At 66.2% G+C, this 25799-nt stretch carries 23 protein-coding genes; 11 read left to right on the top strand and 12 right to left on the bottom strand.

Translation table 11 applies throughout. The features are described from left to right. Positions 1-63: 63 nt before the first annotated feature. A complete protein-coding gene (locus ACFFN1_RS01770) occupies positions 64-786 on the bottom strand; it encodes a lysophospholipid acyltransferase family protein (RefSeq protein WP_376838017.1) in 723 nt (240 codons plus the stop codon). A 45-nt stretch (positions 787-831) separates the two neighbouring features. Further along, the gene (locus ACFFN1_RS01765; RefSeq protein WP_376838016.1) at positions 832-1002 is read right to left on the bottom strand and encodes a hypothetical protein; all 171 of its coding nucleotides are present in this window, start codon (positions 1000-1002) and stop codon (positions 832-834) included. A 17-nt stretch (positions 1003-1019) separates the two neighbouring features. Here ACFFN1_RS01765 and ACFFN1_RS01760 point away from each other — a divergent pair, with 17 nt between their 5' ends. Together ACFFN1_RS01760 and ACFFN1_RS01755 are read left to right on the top strand one after the other, a co-directional pair. Further along, positions 1020-1802, top strand: a complete 783-nt coding sequence (locus tag ACFFN1_RS01760; protein WP_376838015.1) for an alpha/beta hydrolase — start codon at positions 1020-1022, stop codon at positions 1800-1802. 2 nt (positions 1803-1804) lie between these two features. Next, entirely contained in the window at positions 1805-2239 is a 435-nt protein-coding gene (locus ACFFN1_RS01755; RefSeq protein WP_376838014.1) for a hypothetical protein, read from the top strand. Positions 2240-2261: 22 nt separating this feature from the next. On the opposite strand, the gene ACFFN1_RS01750 is transcribed toward ACFFN1_RS01755, so the two are convergent. Continuing rightward, positions 2262-2627: a hypothetical protein gene (locus tag ACFFN1_RS01750; protein WP_376838012.1), complete on the bottom strand. Its 366-nt coding sequence runs from the start codon at positions 2625-2627 to the stop codon at positions 2262-2264. A gap of 108 nt (positions 2628-2735) precedes the next feature. Between ACFFN1_RS01750 and ACFFN1_RS01745 the strand changes: the two genes are divergently transcribed. Continuing rightward, entirely contained in the window at positions 2736-4523 is a 1788-nt protein-coding gene (locus ACFFN1_RS01745; RefSeq protein ID WP_376838011.1) for a DEDD exonuclease domain-containing protein, read from the top strand. A gap of 56 nt (positions 4524-4579) precedes the next feature. On the opposite strand, the gene trpD is transcribed toward ACFFN1_RS01745, so the two are convergent. Continuing rightward, complete coding sequence (gene trpD, locus ACFFN1_RS01740) at positions 4580-5683, bottom strand: anthranilate phosphoribosyltransferase (protein WP_376838010.1); 1104 nt, start codon at positions 5681-5683, stop codon at positions 4580-4582. A gap of 363 nt (positions 5684-6046) precedes the next feature. Here trpD and ctaE point away from each other — a divergent pair, with 363 nt between their 5' ends. From ctaE to qcrB, 4 genes are read left to right on the top strand one after another with little or no spacing between them, the layout of a single operon-like run. Next, positions 6047-6685 (top strand): aa3-type cytochrome oxidase subunit III, encoded by a 639-nt coding sequence (gene ctaE / locus ACFFN1_RS01735; RefSeq protein ID WP_376838008.1) that lies wholly within the window; start codon positions 6047-6049, stop codon positions 6683-6685. 51 nt (positions 6686-6736) lie between these two features. Continuing rightward, a complete protein-coding gene (gene qcrC / locus ACFFN1_RS01730; RefSeq protein WP_376838006.1) occupies positions 6737-7522 on the top strand; it encodes a cytochrome bc1 complex diheme cytochrome c subunit in 786 nt (261 codons plus the stop codon). Positions 7523-7565: 43 nt separating this feature from the next. After that, positions 7566-8615: a cytochrome bc1 complex Rieske iron-sulfur subunit gene (gene qcrA, locus ACFFN1_RS01725; RefSeq protein ID WP_376838004.1), complete on the top strand. Its 1050-nt coding sequence runs from the start codon at positions 7566-7568 to the stop codon at positions 8613-8615. Continuing rightward, positions 8612-10246, top strand: a complete 1635-nt coding sequence (gene qcrB, locus ACFFN1_RS01720) for a cytochrome bc1 complex cytochrome b subunit (protein WP_376838003.1) — start codon at positions 8612-8614, stop codon at positions 10244-10246. Before qcrA ends, qcrB begins: the two co-directional genes overlap by 4 nt. Positions 10247-11350: 1104 nt before the next feature. On the opposite strand, the gene ACFFN1_RS01715 is transcribed toward qcrB, so the two are convergent. From ACFFN1_RS01715 to ACFFN1_RS01690, 6 genes are all read right to left on the bottom strand, one after another. Continuing rightward, on the bottom strand, positions 11351-11752 hold the full coding sequence (locus ACFFN1_RS01715; protein WP_376838002.1) for a cytochrome c oxidase subunit 4: 402 nt from the start codon (positions 11750-11752) through the stop codon (positions 11351-11353). After that, positions 11749-13461, bottom strand: coding sequence for an aa3-type cytochrome oxidase subunit I (gene ctaD, locus ACFFN1_RS01710; RefSeq protein WP_376838000.1), 1713 nt, complete (start codon positions 13459-13461; stop codon positions 11749-11751). Before ctaD ends, ACFFN1_RS01715 begins: the two co-directional genes overlap by 4 nt. Continuing rightward, positions 13458-14348 carry an aa3-type cytochrome oxidase subunit II gene (gene ctaC, locus ACFFN1_RS01705; RefSeq protein WP_376837999.1) on the bottom strand — a complete coding sequence of 297 codons (891 nt, stop codon included), beginning with the start codon at positions 14346-14348 and terminating at the stop codon, positions 13458-13460. The genes ctaD and ctaC overlap by 4 nt, the downstream gene beginning before the upstream one ends. A gap of 133 nt (positions 14349-14481) precedes the next feature. Beyond that, positions 14482-15120 (bottom strand): leucyl/phenylalanyl-tRNA--protein transferase, encoded by a 639-nt coding sequence (gene aat / locus ACFFN1_RS01700; RefSeq protein ID WP_376837998.1) that lies wholly within the window; start codon positions 15118-15120, stop codon positions 14482-14484. A 32-nt stretch (positions 15121-15152) separates the two neighbouring features. Continuing rightward, complete coding sequence (gene erpA, locus ACFFN1_RS01695) at positions 15153-15506, bottom strand: iron-sulfur cluster insertion protein ErpA (RefSeq protein ID WP_376837996.1); 354 nt, start codon at positions 15504-15506, stop codon at positions 15153-15155. A gap of 229 nt (positions 15507-15735) precedes the next feature. Next, entirely contained in the window at positions 15736-17100 is a 1365-nt protein-coding gene (locus ACFFN1_RS01690) for a M20/M25/M40 family metallo-hydrolase (protein WP_376837993.1), read from the bottom strand. Between the two features lie 24 nt (positions 17101-17124). On the opposite strand from ACFFN1_RS01690, the gene ACFFN1_RS01685 reads away from it, so the two are divergent. Then, complete coding sequence (locus ACFFN1_RS01685) at positions 17125-17769, top strand: DUF3043 domain-containing protein (protein ID WP_376837991.1); 645 nt, start codon at positions 17125-17127, stop codon at positions 17767-17769. Positions 17770-17815: 46 nt separating this feature from the next. On the opposite strand, the gene ACFFN1_RS01680 is transcribed toward ACFFN1_RS01685, so the two are convergent. Beyond that, positions 17816-18895, bottom strand: coding sequence for a quinone-dependent dihydroorotate dehydrogenase (locus ACFFN1_RS01680; protein WP_376837989.1), 1080 nt, complete (start codon positions 18893-18895; stop codon positions 17816-17818). 137 nt (positions 18896-19032) lie between these two features. Between ACFFN1_RS01680 and ACFFN1_RS01675 the strand changes: the two genes are divergently transcribed. The 3 genes from ACFFN1_RS01675 (at position 19033) to sucB (ending at position 24117) form a co-directional block, all read left to right on the top strand. Further along, positions 19033-20544: a leucyl aminopeptidase gene (locus ACFFN1_RS01675; protein ID WP_376837987.1), complete on the top strand. Its 1512-nt coding sequence runs from the start codon at positions 19033-19035 to the stop codon at positions 20542-20544. Positions 20545-20763: 219 nt separating this feature from the next. Next, positions 20764-22155 (top strand): dihydrolipoyl dehydrogenase, encoded by a 1392-nt coding sequence (gene lpdA / locus ACFFN1_RS01670; RefSeq protein WP_376837985.1) that lies wholly within the window; start codon positions 20764-20766, stop codon positions 22153-22155. A gap of 21 nt (positions 22156-22176) precedes the next feature. Beyond that, on the top strand, positions 22177-24117 hold the full coding sequence (gene sucB / locus ACFFN1_RS01665; protein ID WP_376837983.1) for a 2-oxoglutarate dehydrogenase, E2 component, dihydrolipoamide succinyltransferase: 1941 nt from the start codon (positions 22177-22179) through the stop codon (positions 24115-24117). Between the two features lie 96 nt (positions 24118-24213). On the opposite strand, the gene ACFFN1_RS01660 is transcribed toward sucB, so the two are convergent. Continuing rightward, positions 24214-25791, bottom strand: coding sequence for a serine/threonine-protein kinase (locus ACFFN1_RS01660; RefSeq protein WP_376837981.1), 1578 nt, complete (start codon positions 25789-25791; stop codon positions 24214-24216). Positions 25792-25799 lie beyond the last annotated feature (8 nt).

The raw sequence follows: 25799 nt of genomic DNA, 5'->3' as shown, positions 1-25799 counted from the left end.
CGAAGGAATCGAACGGGCGTCCGCCCGTAACCAGGCCAGCCGCCGCCAGGCCGGCTTGGCCGGTCAGCTCTTCGCGTCGCCGGCCGACTGCTCGTCGGGCTTTTTGGACGTCAGCAGCTTCGCCTTCGCCGAGGAGGCGTAGGTGTCGATATAGCGCTGACCGGACAGGCGCAGGATCTCGTACATGATGTCGTCGGTGATCGAGCGCAGCAGGAACCGGTCTCCGGCCATCCCCTCGTATTCGGAGAAGTCCAGCGGCTCGCCGAACACAACGCCGACCCGGCGCAGGCGCGGCAGCATCCGTCCAGCAGGCTGCACTTTGTCCGTGCCGATGAGCGCCACAGGGATGACCGGAACCCCTGCTTCGAGCACGAGCCGGGCGACACCGGTGCGTCCGCGGTAGAGGTTTCCGTCAGGGCTCCGTGTGCCTTCCGGGTAGATGCCGAGGAGGTTGCCGCCGTTGAGGACTTTGAGTCCGGAATTCAGTGAGGCTTCCGAGGCCGAACCTCCGGAGCGGTCCATCGGCAGCTGATTCGTCAGCCGGAAGAACCAGCGGGTGACCATGCCCTTGAGGCCGCGGCCGGTGAAGTAGTCCTTCTTCGCCAGATAGACCACTGGTCGCGGAGTGACGAGGGGCACGAAGATCGAGTCCATGAACGACAGATGGTTGCCGGCGATGATCGCTCCGCCGGTCTCCGGAATGTTCTCCAAGCCGCGCACCCACGGGCGGAAGAGCGCACGCAGGAACGGTCCTACGAAGATGCGCTTGAGCAGCCAGTAGAACACTCGGGCCCTCTCGACGAATCTGAGTCACGAACGAATCCGAGACTACTACACCGCGGCGATGAGCAGGAAAACTCCGCGCTGGCTGGAATCCGCGCCTGTCAGCGTGTTCTTCATCGTCCGGAAGCTGGGTTCAGCGAGGGTCGTCCAAGACCGCGCCAAGGCCAGCAGCCCCACCGGCTCCGCTGCAGCATTCATGCTGTCGGAGTCGGCATTCATATGGCAGTGTGGAGCCCATGCACAACAACGCTTCGTCCGCCGGTCCTGACATCCACGCCGCCGTGCGGATGACCTCTGAGTCCGCCTCAACGGCGGTGCTCTTCATCCATGGCTTCACCGGCTCACCTGCCGTCTTCACTGAAATGGCTCATGCAGTCGCCGATGCCGCGGATGCGACCGTCAGCGTGCCGCGACTCGCAGGCCACGGCACAACCTGGCAGGAGATGAGCCGCACCGGCTGGGCGGACTGGCAGGGTGATGCAGAGGCCGATCTGCTCGATCTGGCCGCTGACCACGACTCGATCGTGGTGGTGGGACTGTCGATGGGCGGCGCCTTGGCTCTGTCTCTGGCAGCTGAGCATCCAGATCTCGTCGACCGCCTCGTGCTCATCAACCCCGCGCTGTATGTTGACTCTCCCCTGGCTCCGCTGACCCCGGCCCTGCGCTTCGTCGTCCGGTCGGTTCCCGGCATCGGCGGTGACATCGCGCTGCCCGGCGCCGCCGAGCACGCATACACCCGGACTCCGGTGGCTGCTGTCGCCTCCTTCTATCGAGGACTCATCGGAGTGCGCCGCCGCCTGTGGCAGGTGACAGCGCCGACGACACTGTGTCTGTCGACCGCTGACCATGTGGTTGGGCCTCGTACGGCACGGCTGCTGCGCAGCGCGCTGCTCGCTCCGCTGCGCATTGTCATGCTGCGGCGCAGCTATCACGTTGCGACCGTTGACTACGACGCAGAGCTCATCGTCTCTGAGATCCTCGACAACCTCGGATCTCTGCAGTCGGACGGGAGAGGCTGAGGATGTCGTCTTCTTCTGACGATGAGCACGGTTCCGATGACGGTCGCACCGATCCGACCTGGGATTCCCTCGGAGACGGCGAACGCGTCGCCGACGATGAGTGGAGCGAGCTCGTCTCCGGAATCAACCGGGACTACGGTTTTGTCCCGGAGATGTCGGCGGACGAGATCCGCGATGCCCTGGCCGAGGACGAGGAATGGCATCCTCCGGAACCGGCACCGGTCGGCTGGCGAACCGCCCCGCCGCTGTTCGTGCTCGGCCTCCTCGGGCTCATCGGCGGCATCATCGCACTGCTCCTGAGCGCCTTCATCCTCCGGGCGCTGCCCGGATTCGTGCTCGCCGTCATCATCGTGGTGATCCTGCTGAGCACAGTGATCGTCATCCGGCACCTGCCCGAGCACCGGTCCCCCGACGACGGCGACGGCGCACAAGTCTGAGCGGCAGCGCCGCCGCGATCCCTCAGGCGCCGCGCACCCCAGGTGCACCGGCGCCGTGGAGACCCACCGGCCGCATTCCGCTGGCGGCGTCATCCAAACCAGGGCTGACGATCTGCGGGATGAGCCCGGCATCACCGAGGATCGCCAGCGCTTCCACCTCCCCCTCTTCGAGCACGTCCGGGCTTGAGAGGATCCACTCGGGCCGCTGGCGCGGCAGTCGGTCCATGGGGTTCGGGGCCAGACCGGTCGTGCTGCGGTCGATCGCGGCGACCAGGCAGCGCGGATCTGGGCAGTCGACACGGCCTGCGGCATCGACGACGTGGTCAGGGTGAGTGCATTCGATGAACATGATGAGCTCCTTGACATCTCTGCAGTGGTGAGCGGTCATCTCCGACACTAGGAGCAGGCACGGACATCGCTGTCTGCGCACCGCACTCCGCGGCCGCTGCTGCCATGTGCGGCTGCGATGTCTGCGGTGAATGACATCATGTGCTCTATGCCAGCCCACCAGCAGCCGCCGTTGTTCGACCAGACCGCGCAGCCGCGCAGCGGACAGCTCTCCTTCGCCGATGTCGGCACTCCCCTGTACGACGTCACCTTCGTCATCGTCGACCTCGAGACGACCGGCGCGCACGCGCAGCGGGAGGAGATCACGGAGATCGGTGCGGTCAAGACCCGCGGCGGTGAGGTCATCGGCGAGTTCTCCACCCTCGTGCGCCCCGAACACGCAGTGATCTCCTCCTTCGTCGAGCGCCTGACCGGCATCACCAACGGCATGGTCGCCGGAGCGCCCTCGATCCATGCTGTGCTGCCGAGCTTCCTGGAGTTCAGCCGCGGCTGCGTGCTCGTCGCACACAATGCAGGCTTCGACATCGGCTTCCTCAAAGCCGCATGCGCCCGTCTCGACTACACCTGGCCGAATCCGCACGTCCTCGACACGGTCAAACTGGCCAGGCATGTCGTACCGCGTCCCGAGGTGCGCAACCACAAGCTATCAACACTTGCCGAGCACTTCGCCACCACAACCTCGCCGGCGCACCGGGCGCTCGACGATGCGCGGGCAACGAACGAGATCCTCCACCACCTCTTCGAACGGTTCGGGTCCTTCGGCATCACCACCCTCGAAGAGCTCGGCACCGTGCGCACCGCCGGCTGGCAGAAGCGACAGCAGAAGTCCCACCTGGCCCGCGACGTCCCCGCCCAGCCCGGCGTCTACATGTTCCTCGACGGCTCACGCCGGACGCTCTACATCGGCACCAGCGGCAATATGGCCGCCCGGGTGCGCCAGTACTTCAACGCCGGTGAGACACGCGGACGGATGACAGAGATGGTCACCGCCACCCAAGAGGTGTCGACACTGACCTGCGACACCGTGCTCGAAGCGCATGTCCGCGAGGTCCGACTCATCGCAGAGCTGCAGCCGCCGTACAACCGCCGTTCGAAGTACCCGGACAGACGCGCCTGGCTGCGCCTGACCGATGAACCTTATCCGCGCCTGTCGGTGACCCGCACCCCACCGGCGGCCGACCGGCCGGAACGCTTCCCGCGCCTCGGGCCCTTCCGCTCCCAGGGCACCGCCCAGCGGATCAAAGACACCCTCGAACGCATCGTCACCGTCAAACGCTGCACACAGTCGGCTGCTGCGGCCCACCGCACCCCATGCGCCGCAGCGGAGATGGGAAAGTGCGCCGGCCCGTGCGCAGGACAGGACCGCGAGGAGTACATGGCGCAGCTCGGCGATCTCATCAGCTTCCTCGGCGGGAGCTCGGCCGGGCTGCTGGCGCAGATCCGGCAAGCGATGCTGACCGCCAGCAGCGAGCAGCGCTACGAGCGTGCTGCCGAGATCCGTGACCTGGCTGCCGATCTGCTGCGCACCACAGTGGCCGATGAGCAGCGGCGCAGCCTCTACCGGATCCCCGAGCTCGTCGCCGCCCAGCCGCGCGACGAACACAGCTCGGCTGCCGGTTTCGATGTGGCGCTCATCCGCTACGGCAAGCTCGCCGGATCCGCCCACGCGGTCCACCTGAGCCGGCTTGCGGAGATCGTCTCAGCGCTGCAGCTGACCGCTGAGCATGTTGATGAGCCGGTGGAAGGCGGTGCCAGCACCTATGAGGAGGAGACCGATATCGTGCTGCGCTGGCTGCTGCAGCCACATACGCGGCTGCTGTCGGTCAGCGGCGCCTGGGCTCTGCCGGTGCGCGGCCACACCTATGGCCTGCACTCCAGCGGGTTTGCTGCCGGGACCGCTCCCGAGGCGGACGCTGGAACCCGCCGGATGCGCTGAGTTCGGCTGCCGGTCGCCGCGGCGCCCGACGCCTCGGCAGCGGCGCTCAGTGCGACTCAGCTGTCGGCAGCCTCCCGGCCGGACAGGCGCTGCGAGGCGCTGATGAGCTCCTGCAGCTTCTCATAGGCTGCACCCGCGTCGAGGTGCTCACGGGCCACTGCGACCTTGCCTTCGAGCCGGCTGGTGAAGTTGCCGTCTGCGTTCGCATCTGCAGCGACGAGAGCCGCGGCCGCGTTCAGCAGCACGATGTCGCGCACGGGCGAATGCTCACCGGCGAGCACGCTCTGGATGGCGCGGGCGTTGAACTCAGGGTCACCGCCGCGCAGATCGTCCTTCGTCACACGCGGGAAGCCGAGGTCGCGGGCGTCGAACTCGCTGTGCTCGATGCGGCCGTCACGCACCTCCCACACGTCGTTGACCGCTGTGTTGCTCAGCTCGTCCAGACCGTCCTGGGAGCGGAACACGACAGCGGAGTCTCCGCGGCGCGCGAGCACGCCAGCCACGAGCGGAGCCATCTCCCGGCGGGCGACGCCGATCGCGGTCGCGCGCGTGCGCGCCGGATTCGTCAGCGGCCCCAGGATGTTGAAGGCCGAGGGCACCTTGATCGCCCGGCGCACCGGAGCGATGAAGCGCATCGCAGGATGGTAGACATTGGCGAAGCAGAACGCCATGCCGACCTCATCGGCGAGCTCTCGCGACTGCTCGGGTGTCAGGTCGAGCACGAGGCCGAGGGTCTCGAGCACATCGGCTGAGCCCGAAGCCGAGGAGGTGGCCCGGTTGCCGTGCTTGACGACGCGCTGACCGGTGGCTGCGATGACGAACGATGCAGTCGATGACACGTTCACTGTCTTGGCGCGGTCGCCGCCGGTGCCGACGATGTCGACTGCATCGGAGAGGCCTTCGAGGGGAACGGCATGGCCCATCATCGCCTCGACGAGCCCGGTGATCTCTTCGACGGTTTCGCCCTTGGCGTGGTGTGCGACGAGGAACGCCGCCATCGTGACGTCCGGCACGCGGCCGGACATGATCTCGTCCATCGCCCAGCTGGCGGTGGCCGCATCGAGGTGCTCCTTGTTCATGAGCGCAACGAGAAGATCCGGCCACTCCCGCACACCGGAGACGGTCGCAGGAGCATCAGCTGCAGAGGAGTGGACAGACATAGAGGCCTTTCACACGAGGGAGGGTGGATCGCGGACACCGGACGCGCCGTGACCGGAACGTCCTGCACATCCTACGCGTCCTGCGCACCGCTGACCCAACCCGCCACAGAGCAGACAGGACAGGCACCACGGCGTGAGCAGCCGCGCTGGGAAATGACCGGTGACACGGTGCGAGCGCCGGCGCTGAGGAGGGAGGACAGCCGGTTCGGGCTGCAGCGCCGCTCCGACACGCAGACAGCATCAGACTGTCCGAAGCGGGCGATCCGCGAGTTCTCGCGGGAAATTCCACACGCTGTAGAAAAACTCAGCCGCATAGCTGAGCAAAAGGTGAATTTACCCTGCGGACTGGGTAATAATGGGATCGTGTCTACTGCCACTGCAACTTCCACAGCGCCGGTTCATCCAGTCGTAAACAGGCCCAACACGACGACCGTTGGTTTCATCGTGTGGCTGTCGAGCGAGCTGATGTTCTTCGCCGCGCTCTTCGCCATGTACTTCACCATCCGGTCCGTTGTGCCCGAGATGTGGGAAGCCGAGACCGCCAAGCACGACGTCGTGTTCGCCTCGATCAACACGACGATCCTGGTGCTCTCGTCCGTCACCTGCCAGTTCGGTGTGTTCAAGGCTGAGCACTTCAAGCCGCGCCGCACCGGCAGCCTGCTGAACATCGGATCCTGGGGCATGGTCGAGTGGTACTACCTCTCCTTCATCCTCGGCGCGATCTTCATCGGCGGACAGGTCCTTGAGTACGCAACCCTCGTCTCCGAGGGCATCGCGATCAACTCCAACGCCTACGGTTCGGTCTTCTACCTGACCACCGGCTTCCACGGCCTGCACGTGCTCGGCGGACTCCTCGCCTTCCTGCTCGTCATCGGCCGCGCCCACGCAGCGAAGCGCTTCGGTCACCGTGAGGCGACCTTCGCCATCTGCATGTCGTACTACTGGCACTTCGTCGACATCGTGTGGGTCGGACTCTTCTTCGTCATCTACATCCTGATGTGACGAGTCTCTGAGACCTCACACCTGGTACACCTGCAACAAAAGGACTAACTAGTGAAGCTTCTAGCGGAACGACGCCGGCACCCGATGGCACTCGTTGTGCTTCTGCTCGTCGGCCTCCTCCTCACCGGAGGCGCCTACGCCGCGTTCACCGGATCGAGCACTGCGAATGCTGAAGAGTACTCCGCCTCGGATATCGAGGAGGGCAACAAGCTCTTCATCACCAACTGCGCGACCTGCCACGGCATGAACGGCGAGGGCACTGAGAACGGCCCCGGCCTCATCGGCGTTGGCGCAGCCGCTGTCGACTTCCAGGTCGGCACCGGCCGCATGCCGCTGCAGATGATGGGTCCGCAGGCCCAGGTCAAGCAGCCGCAGTTCAGCGAAGAGCAGACCCGCCAGATGGCCGCCTACGTCGCATCCCTCGGCCCCGGACCGGCAGTTCCGGAGGACGAGTACCTGGATCCGGCAAACGGCGACGCAGCAGCCGGCGGTGGACTCTTCCGCACCAACTGCGCCATGTGCCACAACGTGGTCGGCGCCGGCGGTGCTCTGACCCGCGGCAAGTACGCACCGAGCCTCTCCGGTGTCTCCGAGAAGCACCTCTACGAGGCCATGCAGACCGGCCCGCAGAACATGCCGATCTTCAACGACGCGAACCTCTCCCCGGAGCAGAAGCGCGACGTCATCGCCTACATCAAGGAAGTCACCGAGGAAACCCCTCCTGGCGGCTTCTCCCTGGGCTCGCTCGGACCGGTGTCTGAGGGTCTGTTCATCTGGTTCTTCGGCCTCGCAGGCGTCATCGGCATCACGATGTGGCTGTCCTCGCGTTCGAAGTAACCCGCAAGTTTTCATCCGTATCGAGTTATAGACGAGGAAGCGAATGACCTCGAAGCATCTCACTGCCGAAGCCGGCAGCCAGCTCGAGCAGGTGAACGGGCACACCAACCCAGGTCTGCCCGAACACAAGCCACGAGTCACTGACAGCTCGCCGCAGGCAGAGCGCATCACCGAACGCCAGATCGCCCTGTGGTTCATCGTCTCGATGATCGGCACCATCGGGTTCATCGTGTCGTACTTCCTGTTCGACTCCGAGCCGGGAACCTACGACAATCTGCGCCTGCAGAACACGGCATTCGGCATCTCTGCTACTGCGGCGCTTGCCGGCATCGGCATCGGCGTCATCCTGTGGGCACGTCAGCTCATTCCGGATGCCGAAGTCGTCGAGGATCGGCACGACGTCGAGGGCTCGGAAGAGGATCAGGCTGTCGCCATCGAGATCCTCAACCAGGCCAAGGAGGAGTCGGGCATCGCCCGCCGTCCGTTCCTGCGCAATACCCTCATCGCTGCTGTCGCAATCGCTCCGCTTCCGGCCGTCCTCGTCTTCCGCGACCTCGGCCCGCTGCCCGGTGACAGCCTCTTCAACACCCTGTGGGGACCGGGCGTCCGCCTGTGCCAGGACTCCGGCATGGTGCCCGAGGAGGATCGCTACATCCGCGCCGAAGAGGTCACCATCGGCTCGGCCTTCCACGTCATCCCGGAGAAGATGCACGAGTCGGAGCACCCGCTCGACGAGAAGGCCAAGGCCGCTGTGCTCCTCATGCGTGTCGACCCGCGCGAACTGAATACGGATCCTGAGAAGGAAGACTGGGGTGTCGACGGTATCGTCGCCTACTCCAAGATCTGCACCCACGTCGGCTGCCCGGTCGCACTCTATGAGCACCAGACTCACCACCTGCTGTGCCCGTGCCACCAGTCGACCTTTGACGTGACAAACCACTGCGCGGTCATCTTCGGACCGGCAAAGCGCCCGCTGCCCCAGCTGCCGATCGCCGTCGACGACGAGGGATACCTCGTGGCTCAGCGTGACTTCCCTGAGCCCGTCGGACCGACCTTCTGGGAGATCAACATGAGGGAGACTTCGGTAGAATGACGACGCCTCAAGAACCCACCACCGCGATCGGTAAGGCAGCTGCTTTCGCCGAGACCCGCGTCGGCGCCTCGAAGATGGTCCGTGAATTCGGACGCAAGATCTTCCCTTCTCACTGGTCGTTCATGCTCGGTGAGGTGGCGCTGTACACCTTCATCATCCTCGTGCTCACCGGCACGTTCCTGACCTTCTGGTTCAAGCCGGCCATGGGCCACGCGATCTACGAAGGCCCCTACGTCCCGCTGCAGGGCGTTGAGATGTCCGAGGCCTACGAATCGACCCTCGCGATCTCCTTCGAAATCCGCGGCGGTCTGTTCATCCGCCAGATGCACCACTGGGCAGCGCTGCTGTTCATGGTCGCTGTGTCGGTCCACGCTCTGCGCATCTTCTTCACCGGCGCCTACCGTCGCCCGCGTGAGATCAACTGGATGGTCGGCATCGCCCTCATCGCCCTCGGCATGGCTGCAGGCTTCACCGGCTACTCGCTGCCTGACGACCTGCTGTCCGGTAACGGCCTGCGCATCATCGACGGCCTGCTCAAGTCGATTCCGCTCATCGGCACCTACATCTCGTTCTTCCTCTTCGGAGGCGAGTTCCCCGGTGTCGACATCGTCTCGCGCCTCTACACGCTGCACATCATGATCGTCCCGGCGCTCATCATCGCCTTCATCGCGATCCACCTGATGTTCGTCGTGGTCCACCAGCACGCCCAGTGGCCCGGCGCTGGTCATACGAAACGCAACGTCGTCGGCGAACCGATCCTCCCGACCTTCGCGGCCAAGGGCGGCGGCTTCTTCTTCATGATCTTCGCGCTGCTGTCGTTCCTGTCCGGCATCTTCACGATCAATGCTGTCTGGAACTACGGCCCGTACGATCCCTCCCCCGTGTCCGCAGGTACGCAGCCTGACTGGTACATCGGCTGGATGGACGGCTACCTCCGTATCGTGCCGGGCTGGCTCGAGGTCTACATCTTCGGTCTGCCGCTCAGCCTCAACATCAACACGGCTCTGCTTGCTGCGCTCGTGCTCTTCGGCGCGATGGCGATCTGGCCGTTCTTCGAGGCCTGGCTGACGAAGGACTACCGCGAGCACCATGTCCTTGATCGTCCGCGCAACAACCCGACGCGCACTGCGATCGGTGTTGCAGCAGTCGTGTGGTACTGCGTCATGTGGGCAGCCGCCTCCGGTGACCTCATGGCAGTGTTCTTCCACATGTCGCTCAACGACATGATCTACATCTTCCGGACCCTGTTCTTCCTTGGACCGATTCTCGGATACGTCATCACGAAGCGCATCTGCCTTGGCCTGCAGCGGAAGGATCGCGAGATCGTCCTGCACGGCTTCGAGTCCGGCGAGATCATCCGCCTGCCGCACGGTGAGTTCCAGGAGCGCCACAAGCCGCTGGATCCGCACAAGCTGTGGAAGCTCATGGCGTACGAGTCGCCGCGCTACATCCCGGCTGAGCCTGGCCCCGACGGCAAGATCTCCAAGGGCGAGCGGCGCCGCGCCACGATCGCAAAGTACTTCTACGAGGATCGCGTCGCACCGGTGACCAAGGAGGAGCTCGATGCAGCTCACCATGATCACCACCTCGCTGAGGTCGGCGCTGGATCAGGTTCGCAGACCGAGCACTGATCTGCCGGCAGATCCTGCATGCGCTGAAGGGCGCCAGTCACGATGACTGGCGCCCTTCGCCGTTCCTGCTCCCTAGGCTCGTGGATGCCCGTCAGGCTCCTTGCTTGCGGACTCCGTGCATTCTCGTCCCGTTGCCGAGGTGGTGGTTGCGTCCTCCGCGTGCGGACGACTTCTTCGAAAGGTTCCGCTCACGAGGCGCAGCCGTTGATGCACTGCGGGGAACCCTGCGTGAAGCCCTGCAGACGGGCAGCCAACCAGCCCGCAAGCCTTGGCTTGCGATGCCAGTTGCGGGCAGCATGAGGCGTTCCGCCCGATCTGCATGCCTGGTCCCCTGGCAGCGCCGCCTGCTTCCCTTCGCGCGGTCCAGGATCGCGCAGCACAGCTGGTACCGCTGAAATCGAGCAGCATCCGCGGGCGGAGAACGGCTGCCGCGGCCTCAAAGCTGACTCCGCTGAGAGCACAACGCCCGGCGACGTCCCACGCCTCCACGTGTAGCCAGATGAGATGCGAGTTCCATCGCAGCGAGGCTCATCGAGACGCAGATCCCAGCGTTCAGCGTCCCCAGCAGACCTGCGAACGCACATCCGGGGATGGTTCTCTACCGGCAGGTGCTAGCGCCGCAAAGGGGCGTCACTGTGGTCAGTCGTGTAGGCAGCAGCGTGCTAACGCACCTGCCAATGCCCTGGCGCACCATTCCCCTGGCGCGCTGCGCCAAAGCGGTCGGCACTAAGGCCCGCTGTGGCACGCTGATTCCACTCGGCATAGTCGAAAGGGAACTCCACCCGCCAGGGGTGCCCAACGCCGGAGAGCGCAGCGCGTGTGTGCGACAGCGTCATCTGGATGTGGAGCCGTTATCGGATGGGGAGAGCCAAAGCCGCGAGAACGCGATTGCGGGGCGCGAGGCACACGATCGCCTCCGCGCGCGTCAAACCGAGCAGGTTGCTGCGTTTGCAACGGGCGGCGGGCGGAGAAGGCGGCGACCACCTCGGGAACGGCGGTGGGCCGCGCAGGAACAGCAAGGCGACGCGACGAACCCCGGTGGCAAAACAGATGATCCCGGCAGGAGGAGTCCTGCCAGGATCATCAGATGCTGCGCTTCAAGCGTCAGTGGGCGTGGTTGCCCCGATCGTACTCGAAGACGAGGCCGATGACGCCGATGAAGGCGACGACGGCACCGAACGGGAAGATCCACCATCCGACGGCAACGCCGAGGAAGCACGTTCCGGCGCCAGCGGCGATGAGGATCGGCCACCAGCTCCACGGGCTGTAGAAGCCGTACTCGTAATGCTCGTCGGAGATCTCCCCGTCGAGGCGGTCCATCGGGGTGTCACCGACGCTGCGGTGCTGCAGGAACAGGTAGCCGCCGATCATCACGGCCATGCCGCCGAGCAGGAGGATCGCCGGGAAGCCGACGAGTTCCTTGAAGTCGGTCAGGATGCCGTAGACGATCGCGATGGGAATGAAGAAGAACACTCCCGAAGAGAAGATGATGGCAGAAGTCTTCACTTGGCGGTCTCCTTCTTCTCGATCATCGAGTAGGCATCAGCCGGGTGGCCGGCGAGCTCCAGGAGCTCAGGATGGTTGGCGTCGAACACCGGGCGCTCCGAGCGGATGCGCGGCAGCGAGGTGAAGTTGTGACGCGGCGGCGGGCAGGAGGTAGCCCACTCCAGTGAGGAGCCGTATCCCCACGGGTCGTTCACCGTCACCTTCGGCGCCTTGCGGGCGGTAACCCAGACGTTCCAGAACCACGGGATCATCGAGACGCCGAGGATCAGCGCGCCGACGGTCGAGATCTGGTTCATCCAGGTCCAGCCGTCCTGCGGCAGGAAGTCAGCGTAGCGACGCGGCATACCGTCGGCACCCATCCAGTGCTGGACGAGGAAGGTGGCGTGGAAGCCGATGAACAGGATCCAGAAGTGGATCTTGCCGAGGGTCTCATCGAGCATCCGGCCCGTCCACTTCGGCCACCAGAAGTAGAATCCGGCGAACATCGCGAACACCACGGTGCCGAAGATGACGTAGTGGAAGTGAGCGACGACGAAGTACGAGTCGGACAGCTGCTGATCCATGGCCGGGCTGGCCAGCACGACGCCGGTGATGCCACCGAACACGAAGCTGACGAGGAAGCCGAGCGACCAGAGCATCGGGGTCTCGAAGGTCAGCGAACCCCGCCACATGGTGCCGATCCAGTTGTAGATCTTCACGCCGGTCGGGACTGCGATGAGCATCGTCATGAAGGCGAAGAACGGCAGCAGCACAGCGCCGGTGACGTACATGTGGTGTGCCCACACGGTCACGGACAGGGCGGCAATGGCGATCGTCGCGTAGACGAGACCCTTGTAGCCGAAGATCGGCTTGCGGCTGAAGGCCGGGAAGATCTCCGACACAATGCCGAAGAACGGCAGTGCGATGACGTAGACCTCAGGGTGTCCGAAGAACCAGAAGAGGTGCTGCCACAGGATCGGGCCGCCGTTCTCCGGGCTGAAGACGTGCGCACCGAGGATGCGGTCGGCGCCGAGCGAGAGCAGAGCGGCGGCCAGCGGCGGGAAGGCCATCATCACGAGGATGCCGGTGATGAGGGTGTTCCAGGTGAAAATCGGCATGCGGAACATCGTCATGCCCGGTGCACGCATCGTGATGATGGTGGTGATGAAGTTCACCGAGCCGAGGATGGTGCCGAAGCCCTGGAAGGCGAGGCCCATCACCCACATGTGTCCGCCGATGCCGGGTGTGAACGTCGTGTTCGACAGCGGCGCGTAGGCGGTCCAGCCGAAGGATGCGGCACCCTGCGGGGTGAGGAAGCCGGCGCAGGCGATGAGGCTGCCGAAGAGGAACAGCCAGAAGGCGAAGGCGTTGAGGCGCGGGAACGCCACATCGGGTGCGCCGATCTGCAGCGGCATGATGACGTTGGCGAAGCCGGCGAACAGCGGGGTCGCGAACATCAGCAGCATGAGCGTGCCGTGCATGGTGAACAGCTGGTTGTACTGTTCCTTGGTCTCCAGGATCTGCATGCCCGGTTCGAAGAGCTCGAGCCGGATGACGAGCGCCATGACGCCGCCGATGCAGAAGAACGCGAAGGACGCAATCAGGTACATGTACCCGATCGTCTTGTGGTCAGTAGACGTGATCCAGTTGACGATGACCTTGCCCAGACTCTTGGGCACAGGTGCCTGGTCGACTGTGACTGTGCGGTTGCCATCTGCGACTGCGGTCACTCGTCATCCCCTCCTTCATGTGGGTTCTTGTACCAGTCCGTGCGGTCGTACTCAGGACCGAGGGTGCCGGTGTTGCCAGCCTCGCGCAGCGAGTCGGTGTACTCGATGTACGCGTCCATCGGCACCACCTCGACGTCGAAGATCATCTCCGAGTGGAACTCACCGCAGAGCTCAGCGCACTTGCCCATGTACTTGCCTTCCTTGAGGGCCTGGAAGTGCAGCGAGGACTCGCGGCCGGGGATCATATCGCGCTTCTCCAGGAAGGCGGGAACCCAGAACGAGTGGATGACATCGCGCGAGCGGAGCTTGATCTCAAGATCGGTGTTCGACGGCAGGTACAGGACCGGGACCTTGTCGGCGGCAGCCTCAGTGCCGTCGAGGTTGACCTGCGTGCTGGAGTAGTGGACGTCTTCGGTGACGTAGTTGAAGTCCCACGCCCACTGCTTGCCGACGACCTCGATGACGACCTCACCGGGGGTGTCATCGTTGGAGGTCTGCTCGATGGCCTTGACGGTCTCGAAGAAGAAGCCGACGACGAGGATGATCGGCACGACCGTGTAGAGGATCTCGATCGGCATGTTGTATGCCAGCTGGACGGGCAGTCCGCGCTCGTGCTTGCGCCGGCGGTAGGCGACGACGCACCAGAGCAGCAGACCCCAGGTCACGAAGCCGACGATGAGTGCGGCGATCCAGCCGCCGTTCCACAGGCTGATGTAGTCATCAGTGTGGGTCGTCGCTCCCTTCGACTCCGGGGGGAGGAATCCGACTTCCCAGTGCTCCTTCGAGCAGCCGGAAAGCAGCGCTACAGCGCCCAGGGCACCCAAGACGCCGAGCCGCTTGGCCCAGGCGGACAGTCCCGAGCGGACTGGCTGATTCTGAGAATCCACGTGCAGCCTTTCGCAACTTTGTCAGCTCATCGCTGGCCGCCTCAGACGGAGAGGGCGCACACGAATCGCCGAACACTGACTTTGTTCTCGTCCACCTTACCGCTACAAGAGGTAGAAATTCACTTCTGACTGCTCATTTCCTTTGAAACACCTGGAAATGATGGCCGCCCCGCGCGGCGCTGAGCGCTTCGAGGTACTCGTAGCCGCTGATCTCCGACACGCCGAGGGACTCCAAGTGTGATGTCTGCCACTGTGTGTCGATGATCCACGGAGTGTCGTCGTCGGCGCTGTCGAGCAGTTCGACGAGCCGGACGAGTGCGGCTTTGGAGGCGTCCCGGCGCGTGTGGAACATCGACTCGCCGCAGAACACACCGTCGAAGGCGACCCCGTAGAGACCGCCGACGAGCGCGCCCTCCTCATAGACCTCGATCGAGTGCGCATGTCCGGCCGCGTGGAGGCCCGCATACAGCTCTGCGATCTGCGGGGTGATCCAGGCGCCGTCCCGGCTGGGATCCGCACAGCCGGCCACCACCTCGGCGAAGGCCGCGTCGACAGACCAGGTGAAGCGCTTGAGCGAACGGCGCAGAGAGCGGGAGACGCGCAGCTGTCCGGGCCGCAGCACGCCGCGGGCCAGCGGCGCCCACCAGCCGATCGGCCGGCCGCCGTGCGGGCCGATGCCCATCGGGAACAGGCCGGCCCGATATGCAGACAGAACCTGGTCGATCCCGGTGATGACGCCGACGGCGCGGAGATCGTCCAGGTTCTGCGACATGGAGGGTGGGTGGACTCAGAATGCAGCTGGGCTCAGCTGAAGGAGTCACCGCAGGCGCACGAGCCTGCAGCGTTCGGGTTGTCGATTGTGAAGCCCTGCTTCTCGATGGTGTCGGAGAAGTCGATCGTCGATCCGTTGAGGTACGGAACGCTCATCCGGTCGACGATGACCTCGACGCCGTCGAAGTCGCGCACGGCATCGCCGTCGAGGAACCGCTCATCGAAGTACAGCTGGTAGATGAGGCCCGAGCAGCCGCCGGGCTGCACGGCGACGCGCAGGCGCAGGTCGTCGCGACCCTCCTGCTCCAGCAGGCTGCGCACCTTCTCGGCCGCCACGGAAGTGAGGTTGACTTCGTGGGCGGCGCTCGTGTCCTGCGTGGCGGTCATGCGGTCTCCTTACATTCAGTTCGCATCGTGCAGCCGGCTGAGCCTGGGCTGCGGTTCCGGCGTTCGTCCCCCGGTTCCGCGCCTGGAATGCGTATCCGGTTCCGAGGGGGTCGTCGCCTGGGCAACGTTCATCGTGTCGCCATTATTCCACTGCTGGCCGGCTGCAGCACCTGTCCTTGTGGATGAGCTGCGGCGCCCAAGCGGCAGCTGCCGCCCGGCAGCTCTGCGCTCAGTAGCGGGCGAGCCGGTCGAGCAGCAGCGCCTCGGAGATAATCGCGGAGCGGAAATCCGGCAGATACAGCGATTCGTTCGGGCTGTGCGCGCGGGTGTCCGGGTCCTCGATGCCGGTGACGAGGATCGAGGCGGACGGGAACACCTCGACGAGGTCGGCGATGAACGGGATCGAACCGCCCAGGCCCATCTGCACGGCGTCGACTCCGAATCCCTCGCTCAGCGCGTCCAGCGCGGTGGCGATGACCGGGTCGGCGGCATCGGCACTCCACGGCGCACCCGACTCCTCGGGGCCGAACTCCAGCTCCGCACCGAAGGGCACATGCTCCTGCAGATGCACCTTGACGGCGGCCAGCGCCTCGGCCGGCTTCTCCCCCGGCGCCAGGCGGATCGAGATCTTCGCCCGCACGCTGGCCAGCAGCGTGTTCGAGGAGTCATCGACATTCGGGGTGTCGATGCCGATGACGGTGATGGACGGCTGGTGCCACAGGCGCGAGGCGATCGAACCGCGGCCGATGAGCTCGGTGCCGGCGAGGGCGACCGTGTCGGTGCCCAGCGGCTCGTCTCCGTACTCAGCTGCCGCCTCGGGCGCGGAATGCAGGCCGGCGACGGCAACCTGGCCGGCGTCGTCGTGGAGGCTCGCGAGCAGCTTCGTCATCGCCAGGGTCGCATCGGGCACCGCGCCGCCGTACATGCCCGAGTGCACCGAGTGGCTGAGCGTGCGGACGGTGAACTCCAGGCCGGCCATGCCGCGCAGGCTCGTCGTCAGCGCCGGCGTGCCGCAGGCGAGGTTGGAGGAGTCGGCGACGATGATCGCATCGCCGGAGAGCTTGTCGCGGTAGGTCTCCAGGAAGCTGCGGAAGCTCGGCGAGCCGATCTCCTCCTCACCTTCGATGAAGAGGACGACGCCCACGCCGAGCTCATCGCCGAGCAGCTGCAGGGCGGTGAGATGGACGAGGATGCCGGCCTTGTCATCGGCCGAGCCGCGGCCGTACATGCGGTCTCCGCGAATCGTCGCCTCGAACGGCGGGGTCTCCCACGCCTCGAGGTCACCGGCCGGCTGCACATCGTGATGTGCGTAGAGGACGACGGTCGGCCGCCCGGCCGGCGCCTGACGGCTGGCGACGACAGCAGGGAAGCCGGGGGTGCCGTCCGGATTCTCCGCGCGCAGGATCTCAACGGAGTCGAATCCCAGCGGTTCGGCCATCCGCGCAACGGCTGCGGCGGTGGCGTCGACGTGGGCGGGATCGGCTGTCGGCCACGCCAGCGAGGGGATCGCGACGAGTTCGCGCAGGCGGTCGAGGACATCCTCGTAGACGGCATCGAGACGGGAGGTGAGTGCAGTGCGGTTCAGCTGAGTCATAGGCCGATTCTATCGTCGGATACCATGGTGGGCGTGTTTGGACGGAAGAAGAACTCTCAGAATGACGCCGCCGCAGCATCGACGGGCGCTGATGCTGCCGCAGCGAGCCCGGCCGAGGAGACTGCCCAGGTGAGCAACCCGGCCGAGGCGAAGAAGAACCGCCCGACGCCCAAGCGCTCGCAGCAGCAGGCCGCCCGCCGGCAGCCGCTCGTCGGCGACAACCGGCGCGAGGCGAACAAGCAGGCGAAGGCCGAGATCCGACGCAAGCGCGATGAGGCGCGCATCGGTCTCATGGAGGGCAATGAGAAGTATCTGGGGCCCCGCGACCGCGGCCCGCAGCGCCGCTATGTGCGCGATTTCGTCGACGCCCGGTTCTCGATCGGCGAGCTGTTCATCCCTTTCGCCTTCGTGGTGCTGCTCATCGGCTTCATCATCAACACCGCCCAGGTGCAGGTCATCACGAGCTACGCCGTCTACGGCCTCATCGTCCTCGTCATCATCGACTGCTTCATCCTCAACTACGTTCTCAAGGGCCGGATGGCCACGAAGTTCGGCGGCAAGGAGAAGCTCGAGCGCGGGCTGACCTTCTATGCCGTCATGCGCGCCGTGCAGCTGCGGGTGCTGCGCATCCCCAAGCCCCAGGTCAAGCGCGGCCAGTACCCGTCCTGAGACTCACGGCCTGATAACCGCCCCCGAGGTGTGCGCGCCCGGGCAGTCAGGCGCGCCGGCGCAGTGCGCGCAGAATGCGGCCGGGCCACATCGGCCCGCCGTAGATGAGACCCGAATAGGTCTGCACGAGATCGGCACCGGCACCGAGCCGGGCCACAGCATCGCGTTCATCGGCGATGCCGCCGACGGCGATGATGCTCAGCCGGTCCCCCACATGGCGGCGCACCAGCCGCAGCACCTCGAAGGCGCGCTCGGCCAGCGGCTCACCGGAGATCCCACCGGCCTCAGCGGCGGCGAAGTCGCGATCCGACCCGGTGAGAACACTGCGGTCGATCGTCGTGTTCGTCGTGATGAGACCGTCGACGCCGGTGCGCAACGCCAGATCGGCGATGGCGATGACGTCCTCATCAGCGAGATCCGGGGCGATCTTGATGAGCAGCGGCACGTGCCCGAGCGTCGAACGCGGAGTCTCGACCGCCTCGGCGGCGGCCTCCCGGACCGCGGTGATGATCGGTTCGAGGGCAGCAGCCGACTGCAGATCGCGCAGACCCGGAGTGTTGGGCGAGCTGACGTTGATGACGAGGTAATCAGCCAGCGGAGCCAGCAGCTCAGCTGACTGACGGTAGTCCTCGGCCGCATCGGCGGCGTCGACGACCTTCGTCTTGCCGATGTTGACGCCGATGATCGGGCGCCGCTGCTCCGGCAGCTTCGCAATGTCCGCCCGTGCCTGCAGCAGCTGCAGGCGGGCGGCGGCCGCACCGTCGTTGTTGAAGCCCATGCGGTTGAGGATCGCGCGGTTGCCCAGCAGCCGGAACAGCCGCGGCCGCGGATTGCCCGGCTGGCCGTGGGCGGTGACAGTGCCGACCTCCACATGCCCGAAGCCCAGCTGCGTGAGCGCACGGATGCCGACAGCGTTCTTGTCGAAGCCGGCCGCCATGCCCAGGCGATTGGGGAACGGCAGGCCGAGCACCTCGGCGGGATCAGCGGTGCCGCTGCTCATGACCGCGCGGCTGAGCCGACGCAGCCCCGGAACACGGTCGATGGCGCGCAGTCCGGAGAAGCTGAGGTGGTGGGCGGTCTCCGCGTCGAGGCGGGTGAGCAGGGTGCGGAAGATCAGCGAATACACCCTTTCATCCTAGGCGAACGCCACCGCCGCACCGAATCTCGCAGCCCCGATTCCTCCCAGGCGGCCGCGGCATTGACTACGGTAGGAGGCGGAGCAGGGCTAACCTGCTGTGATCTGTGTCTATGGAAAGGAACAGAATGACCACTGCAGAACTGACGATCGAGGCTGCGACATCGGATCCGACCCGCAGCAAGGCCGACGTCCTGGTCATCGGTGCGGCCGCTGACGGCGACACCGTGTCCATCCCCTCCGGTGCGTCGCTGGCAGCCAAGCTCAGCAAGGAGCTCGTCGCCGCTGCCGCCGCTGTCGGCTTCACCGGCAAGGCCGGTTCGCTGGCGCGGATCCCGTCTCCCAAGGGCGTCGCTGCCGGCTCGGTGCTGCTGACCGGCCTCGGCGATTTCGATGAACTCGACCTGGAGAGCGAGCTGGCCGCCGATGATGCGCATGAGGCGCTGCGCCGCGCCGCCGCCGTCGCCGTGCGGTCGCTGACGAAGGGCGAGACCGTCGCCATCGCCTTCCCCGCCCAGACCGAGGCCGCAGCCGAGGCAACGGCCACCGGTGCCGTGCTCGGCGCCTACCGCTACACCGCCTACCGTTCGAACGCCGAGGAAGTCGGCGGCTGCGGCTCCGTGACCGTGTTCACCCCGTCCGGTTCGAAGGCCGGCGTCGCCCGCGGCGAGATCCTCGCTGCCGCCACCAACCGCAGCCGCGACCTCGTCAACCAGCCGCCGCTCGACCTCTACCCGGAGACCTTCGCCCAGACCGTCACCGAGCAGGCGAAGTCCCGCAAGGTCAAGGTCACCGTCCTCGACGAGGCGGCGCTGGAGTCCGGCGGCTACGGCGGCCTCATCGGCGTGGGCAAGGGCTCCAGCCGCGGGCCGCGCCTGGTGAAGCTGGAGTACAAGCCGCGCAAGGCCGCAAAGCATCTCGCACTCGTCGGCAAGGGCATCACCTTCGATTCCGGCGGCCTGTCGCTCAAGCCGGCCGCTGCGATGGAGGACATGAAGTGCGATATGGGCGGTGCGGCCGCTGCCGCGCAGGCCGTGTTCGCTGCCGCTGATCTCAAGCTGCCGGTGCGGGTCACCGCATGGCTGGCGCTGGCGGAGAACATGCCCGGCGGCAATGCGCAGCGTCCCTCCGATGTCATCCGCATCTACGGCGGCAAGACCGTCGAGGTCCTCAACACGGATGCCGAGGGCCGCCTCGTACTCGCCGATGCGCTCGTCGCCGCACAGGAGGAGAAGCCGGATCTGCTCATCGACATCGCCACCCTCACCGGCGCGCAGGTCATCGCGCTCGGCAACCGGGTCTCCGGTGTGATGGGCACCAACGGCGCCCGCAACCGCGTCGTCCTCGCCTCCGAGGTCACCGGTGAGCAGATGTGGCCGATGCCGTTCCCGGAGGAGATCCGCTCGCACTTCGATTCGACGGTCGCCGACCTGAAGAACACCGGCAAGCGCGAGGGCGGCATGCTCGCTGCCGGCGTGTTCCTCAACGAGTTCGTCGATGAGGACCAGCAGTGGGCCCATATCGACATCGCCGGACCGGCCTTCAACGGCGAAGGAGCGTGGGGCTACACCGCCAAGGGTGGCACCGGCGTTCCGGTCCGCACCCTCGTGGAGGTCGCCGCACAGCTCGACCGCAGCTGATCAGCACAGCGCACACAGCACCTGCTGCGGTGCTCCGGGGCGCAGCCGCCAGAACCGGTGGCTGCGCCCCGCAGTGTGACGCTCTCACGGACACACGGTCTGACGTGAGCAGAGTTACGAGGAAGCCGCGGCGGAAAGTACGACATTTGCCGCAATTAGTGGAAAGATGGAAGCAAAGGCCGTGACCCGGCAGTTCATCCATTCAACGAGGAGCAATCTGTGAGCGAATCGAACAACACCTACGACCTCGTCATTCTGGGTGGTGGCACGGGCGGCTACGCTGCCGCGCTGCGCGCTTCCCAGCTCGATATGCGCGTCGCGCTCGTCGAACGCGACAAGGTGGGCGGCACCTGCCTGCACCGCGGATGCATCCCGACCAAGGCTCTGCTGCACGCCGCCGAGGTGGCGGATTCCGCCCGCGAGGCGGCTTCCTTCGGCATCAACGTCGACCTCCAGGGCGTCGACATGGCCAAGGTGCTGGAGTTCAAGGACGGCATCATCGACCGCAACTACAAGGGTCTGCAGGGACTCGTCAAGGCGCGCGGCATCGACTACATCGCCGGTGAGGGCAAGCTGACCGGCAAGGACACCGTCGAGGTCTCCACGGCTGACGGATCGATGACCGTGACCGGCAAGAACATCATCCTCGCCACCGGTTCGACGTCGAAGACGATCGGCATCGAGATCGGCGGGCGCGTCATGACCTCCGAGCAGGCACTGCAGTACGACGAGGTGCCGGAGTCTGCGATCGTGCTCGGCGGCGGCGTCATCGGCGTCGAGTTCGCCAGCGTGTGGGCTTCGATGGGCTCGAAGGTTCACATCGTCGAGGGTCTGCCGAACCTCGTGGCCAATGAGGACGCGACGATCTCGAAGAACCTCGAGCGCGCCTTCAAGAAGCGCAAGATCAAGTTCACCGTCGGCACGATGTTCAAGAGCGTCGAGCAGGACGACAACGGCGTGCACGTGACCCTTGAGGACGGCACCGTCCTCAACGCCTCGGTCCTCCTCGTGGCCGTCGGCCGCGGACCGGTCACCGAGGGCTTCGGGTTCGAAGACCAGGGCATTGAGATGGACCGCGGCTTCGTCATCACCGACGAGCGCCAGCACACCGGCGTCGGTTCGATCTACGCCGTCGGCGACATCGTCCCCGGCCTGCAGCTGGCCCACCGCTCCTTCGCCCAGGGCATCTTCGTCGCCGAGGAGATCGCAGGACTCGACCCGGCTCCGATCGTCGAATCGGGCATCCCGCGCGTCACCTACTGCGAGCCGGAGATCTTCTCCGTGGGCCTGACCCAGAAGCAGGCTGAGGAGAAGCACGGCGAGGACAAGATCAAGACGATCGAATACAACCTCGCCGGCAACGGCAAGTCGACGATCCTCAAGACCACCGGTCTGGTCAAGCTCGTCAGCCTTGAAGACGGACCGGTCCTCGGTGTGCACGGCATCGGCGCGCGCCTGAGCGAGCAGGCCGGCGAAGCGCAGCTCATCGTCAACTGGGAGGCCTTCCCCGAAGAGGTCGCCGAACTCATCCACGCCCATCCGACGCAGAACGAGGCGATCGGCGAGGCCGCCCTGGCTCTGTCCGGCAAGCCCCTTCATTTCCACAGCTAAGAGCGAGGGAGACGAAACGATATGTCCAACAAAGTGCAGATGCCGGCTCTCGGTGAATCGGTCACCGAGGGCACAGTCACCCGTTGGCTGAAGGAAGTCGGAGACTCCGTCGAGGTCGACGAGCCCTTGCTCGAGGTCTCGACGGACAAGGTCGACACCGAGATCCCGAGCCCGTATGCCGGCACGCTGGAGAAGATCCTTGCTGACGAGGACGATGAGGTCGAGGTCGGCGGCGACCTTGCGATCATCGGCGATGGAAGCGGCGACGCCTCCGACGACTCCGATGATGCTGGTACCGACGACGCAGACGCTGCCGATGAGGCCGAAGCCCAGGACAGCGACGAGTCGGCTGACGCGCCCGCTGAGGACGAGGCAGCCGATGAGGCTGAGGAGTCGGCAGACGAGGCTGCGGACGCTGAGCCGAAGCCGGCGAAGTCCTCCGGCGGAGACGGCGAGACCACTGAGGTCAAGATGCCTGCGCTCGGCGAGTCCGTCGCCGAGGGCACCATCACCCGCTGGCTGAAGGAAGTCGGCGAAGAGGTCGACGTCGACGAGCCGCTGCTCGAGGTCTCGACCGACAAGGTCGACACCGAGGTGCCGTCCCCGGTCGCCGGCATCGTCCAGAAGCTGCTCGCAGATGAGGACGATGAGGTCGAGGTCGGCGATGTCGTCGCACTCGTCGGCACCGGCGAGCCGGCTGCTGACGACGCTGACGATGTTGCTGACTCCGCACCGGCTGAGGACGAGGCTGCCGAGGAGCCCGAGGAATCCGCCGCGGACGACACAGCCGCTGAGGCCGAGGCCGCCGAGGAATCGGATGCCGCTGACGCCGGCGAGGCCGAGACCGAGGAGAAGGACGCTGAGCCTGCAGACGCCAAGCCGCAGGCCGAGTCCGGCTCGACCAGCCAGGACGACGACGCCGCGCGCGACGCACAGCGGGCAGCCGCTGAGCAGGCCGCCAGCAGCGAGGCGCAGCCGTCGATCTCCTCGACTGTCGCCCACGGTTCGGCCTACGTCACCCCGCTGGTGCGCCGCCTGGCCAAGAACAAGGGCGTGGATCTCTCGCAGGTCACCGGCACCGGTGTGGGCGGACGGATCCGCAAGCAGGATGTGCTCTCGGCTGCAGAGAACGCCGGCAGCGCACAGCCGGCTGCTGCTCCGGCAGCTCCTGCCGCTGTGCCGGCTGTCACCGATGCTCGCGAGCCGTTCGTCGTGGAGATCCCCGAAGAGGTCAAGAAGCTGCGCGGTACGACGCAGAAGGCCTCCCGGATCCGCCAGACGATCGCCACCCGGATGCGCGATTCGCTGCAGAACTCCGCACAGCTGACTCAGACCATCGAAGTCGACATGACCCGCGTCAGCCAGCTGCGCAAGGCCTACAAGGACCAGTTCCAGCAGACCCACGGCGTCAAGCTGACCTACCTGCCGTTCTTCGCCAAGGCCATTGTCGAAGCGCTCCAGGTGCACCCGAAGGTCAACGCCTCCTACGATGTCGAAGCCAAGGAGATCACCTACTTCGACCACGAGAACCTGGCCGTCGCCGTCGACACCGAACGCGGCCTCCTCGTACCGGTCGTCAAGAACGCCGGTGAGCTCTCGATCGCAGGTCTGGCGAAGGCCATCGATGATGTCGCTGAGCGCACCCGCACGTCCAACATCGGACCGGATGAGCTCTCCGGCGGCACCTTCACGGTCACGAACATCGGCAGCGTCGGCGCGCTGTTCGACACCCCGATCCTGAATACCCCGCAGATGGGCATTCTGGGCACCGGTGTCATCACCCGCCGGCCGGTGGTCGTCAAGACCGCTGACGGTGGCGAGGCCATCGCGATCCGCGACATGGTCTACCTGCCGCTGACCTACAACCATGAGCTCGTCGACGGCGCGGATGCAGGACGCTTCCTGCAGACCATCAAGGCACGCCTTGAGGACGCGAACTTCGTCGCCGATCTCGACCTGTGATTCTGTGACTCAGCGCCGGCGCAGGCCCCGCTGAGTCACCGGCACACCGACCACTGCGGGTGGGATGCTCAGAGCATCCCACCCGCAGTGCGTCTCTCAGCTGTCGACGGCGTCGTAGACCCGCCAGCCGTCGGCCTCCCAGCGCAGTTCGATGCGCATCGACACAGCCCCGTAGTCGTGGGATTCGCCGTCCGGGCTCGTCGTGCGGGTATGGGTTGTGACATCGAGTTCTGCACGGTCGCCGTCATGCGCGGCGATCACTGCCGATTCGATCGCAATGCTGATCGTGTGTCCGCTGAACCGGCTGACATCGGCGTCCTCATCGGCGGCCGCTGCCGGCGAGCCCGGCACCGTGAGCTCCGCCAGTGCCGCTGCGTCTCCGGCACTGTAGGCGTCCTCGCGCTGCCGGGTGAGTGCGGCGAAGGCCTCGGCAGGATCCGCCGCCGAGGTGGGTCCCTCCTCACCATGCGCGGCGCGGCTGGCATCCTCGGTCGCCGCGGGTTCGGCAGGCTGCTGCTCGGCAACGGCTGTCCGCCCGCCCGTGCTGCCGGGACTGCCGACATCGATGAGCCCGGTGAGGGTTGCGACCCCGGCCAGTGCCAGCAGCACAGCGACCGCTCCGCCGATGAGAGCGGTCCCGCTCACCCGCTTCTGCGCAGCAGACTGCGGCTTCGACCGGGCCCGGGTGCGCTCACGACGTCCCACACCGGCTGCGGCACGCAGCCGACCGATGCCCGAGCGCTCCTGCTCACCGGTGACGGCAGCGCCCTGCGCAGCGCGGTCCGCGGCGGCGTCCCTCTGCTGTGCGCGGCTGCGGCGCAGCCGCTTCGCTCCTGTGCTGCGGGCGGGCGTGTCTGCTCCGCGTCTACTGCTGCTCTTCGTCTTCTCAGCCGAGCGGCGGGCGAGGCCGGCGGCGACTGTGGCGTCGACGCGCAGCTGCGCGGTCACCGCCTCGGAGACGGACACCTCGGCTTCGACGGGAACGAAGGGGATCTGCTCAGGCTCACCGCTCGCAGCCACCTGGGCGAGCAGCCGGTGGTCGAGGGCCGGGCCGGCGCCCGCCTCGGCTTCGAGGAGCTCGATGAGGATCCCGGCCAAGGGCTCCGGCACGCGCGGCACGAGGTCGCGCACCGGCACACCGTGCTCTTCCCACGTCAGTCCGGTGAGAGCCAGATAGGTCAGCTGCCCGAGCTCGCAGGCCTCCGAGATGATGGTGTCGGCAGGCACCGTGTGGCCGGGGATAAGATGGATCGCCCCGGTCTCATCGACGGCGAAGGCCCCGCGGTGACAGCGCAGGCGCCCGGGGCTCGGCGCTGGTGCGGCCAGCAGCGCCTCCAGGCACGCGCCCAGCACTGCGAGCGTCTGGCCCAGGCTCAGCCCGGCATAGCTGCGCAGCGCATCGGCGAGCATCCCGCCGTGGAACCGCGGCACCACCATGCCGGCTGCATCCTCCTGCCGTGGCCGGCCGAGCACATGCGCCGGTCGCCCATCGACGACGGCGACATCCGCCTCATCGGCTGTGAGGCGGCGCTGCTGGGTGCTCGTTCCAGGCCACCGGTGTGTGAGATCCGCCATATCGCCGTTGGGAAGGAACCACGCAGTGTCCTCCCCAGCGCTGATGCGCCGGATCCCGGGCGCGACCTCCGCAACCGTCTGCCAGTGCTGCTCCGCCATGTTCCCTC

It is taken from the genome of Brevibacterium otitidis (assembly GCF_042429315.1).
In the GTDB taxonomy this organism is placed as follows: Bacteria; Actinomycetota; Actinomycetes; order Actinomycetales; family Brevibacteriaceae; genus Brevibacterium; species Brevibacterium otitidis.
The sequence above is the reverse complement of the archived record's forward strand: the minus strand, read 5'-3'. Positions and strand labels throughout refer to the sequence as shown.